2 protein-coding genes are annotated in these 2,988 nt (G+C 63.1%); both read left to right on the top strand.

The annotated features are described in order from the left end of the window. A partial coding sequence (locus JQ624_RS38160) for an ABC transporter substrate-binding protein (RefSeq protein ID WP_212424004.1) occupies positions 1-542 on the top strand: 542 nt, incomplete at its 5' end. Between the two features lie 206 nt (positions 543-748). Next, positions 749-2,653: a PAS domain-containing sensor histidine kinase gene (locus JQ624_RS38155; RefSeq protein ID WP_249130426.1), complete on the top strand. Its 1,905-nt coding sequence runs from the start codon at positions 749-751 to the stop codon at positions 2,651-2,653. The last annotated feature ends 335 nt before the right edge of the window (positions 2,654-2,988 follow it).

The raw sequence follows: 2,988 nt of genomic DNA, 5'->3' as shown, positions 1-2,988 counted from the left end.
CATCGTTGATCCTCCGGGTGGTTGGGTGGTCGCAAACTCAGCTTACCCCTGACCACCTGCCACCCCATAGGATCTACGAACTGGCGCGCGATCTCGGCTGGCCGTACCTGGAAAAGCTCGCTCAGCAGAAGATCATGCAGGTGCAATCGGCCGCCGATCCGCCGAAGAAGATCCTGCGCGGTGAGCGTGCCGTCATGGCCGACGGCAATGATTACAATCTCGTGCTGCTGATGGATCAGGGCAAGCCGGTGGAAGTGGTGTATCCGGCCGAAGGGTCGCCGCTGATCATCGTTCCCTCCGGCATTTTCGGCAGCGCGCCGAATCCGAACGCGGCAAGGCTGTTCCAGAACTTCTTCTTCAGCGCAGAAGCCCAGCAAAAGCTGGTCGACGTCTTTGCGCATCGCTCCTTTCACGGAGAGGTCAAGGAGAAGGGCGGGCACGTCCCGCTTTCCAGCCTGAAACTGCTCAAGGCCGATCCGGCCCAGGTGCAGGCGCAAAGCGAGGAGATCAAGGCGCACTACGCCAAAATCTTCGGGGTGTGATGCCGGCACCCTCCAGGGCAGGAAATAAGCCGGAAGTCTTTGCAACTGGAAGGAATCATCGGATAATCTTGCAACCATACGACTTTCGGGACGAATCATAAAGGCGGCCTGTATCAAACATCCTCCGTACTTCTACGGGGCGGAAAAGATGGGATCGGGTCCGGGAACTCGGCTAAGTCATCCACGATCTCCGGACTGGTGAAGCCATGACGCAACCAAGACGGCTCGCGCTGGCGATGGTGTTGCTGGTCGTCGTGACGTCCTGCGTCGTGAGCGCAGTAACCTATTATTTTGCAACGCAGGCCGCGCCGGGCGGACCCCTGGCGACGATTGTCAGCGCGGCGCTCCTGGGCGGCGCCATCGCCGGCGCGCTCGCAGTGGCTGTCGCCGCCGGTCCTGCGCGATTTTGGCCTAGCGCGCTGCCCGATGTCACCGGCCCCGTCGATGTTCACGGCGGACGGGAGCAGGGGCTCGCTCACCATACGCAGATCGACGGCGAAATGGCGCAGGCCATCATCGACGGCGCGCTCGATGCCTTCGTCCAGACCGATGGGTCCTGCGTCATCCTCAACTGGAGCCCGCACGCCGAGGCCTTGATGGGATGGACGCGCGCCGAGGCGATCGGCAGGAGCGTGGAAGAACTTGTCTTTCCGGAAGCGCAGCGCGCCGTGCACCGGCAATGGGTCGACCGCTTCCTGAGCGAGGCATCGGGCGACGCCACCGGAGGGCGATACGAGACGCCGCTGTTGCACAAGGACGGACGCGAATTCTTCGCCGAGGTGTCGCTGACGGCGCTGCGCCGCGGTGAAGGCTACATCATCAACGCGTTTGTCAGGGACATCACCGCCAAGCGCGCCGCCGAAGAACAGTTGTTCCAGGCGCAAAAGATGGAATCGGTCGGGCAATTGACCGGCGGCATCGCCCACGACTTCAACAACATGCTCACCGTGATCACGGGCACGATCGAGATTCTGGCCGATGGCGTCAAGCATGATCCCGCGCTGGCGTCGATTGCCAAGATGATCGACGACGCCGCCGATCGCGCATCCCAGCTTACGGCAAACCTGCTGGCCTTTGCCCGGAAACAGCCGCTCCGCCCGCGCGAGACCGACGTCAATGCCCTGGTCGAGGAGGTGGTCCAACTGCTGTTGCCGACGCTTGGACGGCAGATCGTGATCAAAACCGCACTGAGCGATCAGGTATGGCCGGCCCTGGTCGATCGTGGCCAGCTCAGCTCGGCGCTCGTCAACCTCGCGATCAACGCCCGTGACGCCATGCCCGATGGCGGCGAGCTGCTTTTCAGGACGGGAAATCTCACGCGCGGTGAACATGATGCGGAGGTCGGCGGTCTCGGCGTGGGCGACTACGTCGTCGTCGAGGTCATCGATAGCGGCGCCGGCATTCCGGCCGCGATCCGCGACCGGATTTTCGAGCCGTTCTTTTCGACCAAGCAGTTCGGGGTCGGCACCGGGCTCGGCCTGAGCATGGTGTTCGGATTCGCCAAGCAATCCGGCGGCGGCGTGGTGGTCGACGGCGAGGAGGGCAAGGGCGCCTGTTTCCGCATCTATCTGCCGAAGGCCGAGGTCGAGCCTTCGGACGCGCTTCCGGCAAGCGATGCGTCGCCGCCTGAAGATGACGAACTGCGCGGCGGATCGGAAACGATTCTTTGCGTCGAGGATGACGATGTCGTGCGGGCGCATGTCACCGGCCGTCTCGAAAGTCTCGGCTACAAGGTCATGACCGCTTCCAACGCGGCGCAGGCGCTCGAACTGGTGAATTCCGGCGCGGCGTTCGACCTTCTGTTCACCGACATCGTCATGCCCGGCGCCATGAACGGCCGGCAGCTCGCGCAAAAGGTCGCCGAACTTCGCCGGCCGCTCCGGGTGCTCTACACCTCGGGCCATACGTTCGGTGCGTTCGATTCGAGCGGGCGTCTCGGCGAGGGTGTCCTGCTGCTGACCAAGCCGTACCGCAAGGCCGAACTTGCCCGCATGGTGCGCCTCTGCCTCGACCGTGCGATCGACCACATGGGCGACCCGATCCCGCTGCCCTATTCGGTGCAGGAGGATCTCGAGCGTTTCCTGAAGGAAAATCCGCCGAAGCCAGGGTAGGGCATTTCGGTCGGGGCGTGATGCAGGACGGTGTAACGTCAGCTTCAATCTCGCGGCCTCGCCGTCATTGCGAGCGAAGCGAAGCAATCCATCTTCCGGTGCGTGAGGTGACAATGGATTGCTTCGCTTCGCTCGCAATGACGTGGATACGGTTTCGCGATCTCGCGGCGTGTTTCGCCCGAGGTTTGCCTGAAACTTCCCGCCCTCTTGTTCAGAGGGCGCAGGGAAGACCGGGTGCTTGCTGCACCCGCGGTCTCGCGTGCGATTTGCGCAAACAAAAGTGCACACGAGCATACAGGGCAGCGGGAGCATTCCGGCCTTCCCTGCGCAATGGC

This window comes from Bradyrhizobium sp. AUGA SZCCT0283, from assembly GCF_018130385.1.
In the GTDB taxonomy this organism is placed as follows: domain Bacteria; phylum Pseudomonadota; class Alphaproteobacteria; order Rhizobiales; family Xanthobacteraceae; genus Bradyrhizobium.
Note: the sequence above shows the minus strand (reverse complement) of the source record. Positions and strands in the feature narration are given on the sequence as shown.

Coding starts and splice junctions, on each gene's coding strand:
- JQ624_RS38155 (WP_249130426.1), top strand. CDS start 749: ATGACGCAACCAAGACGGCTCGCGCTGGCGATGGTGTTGCTGGTCGTC.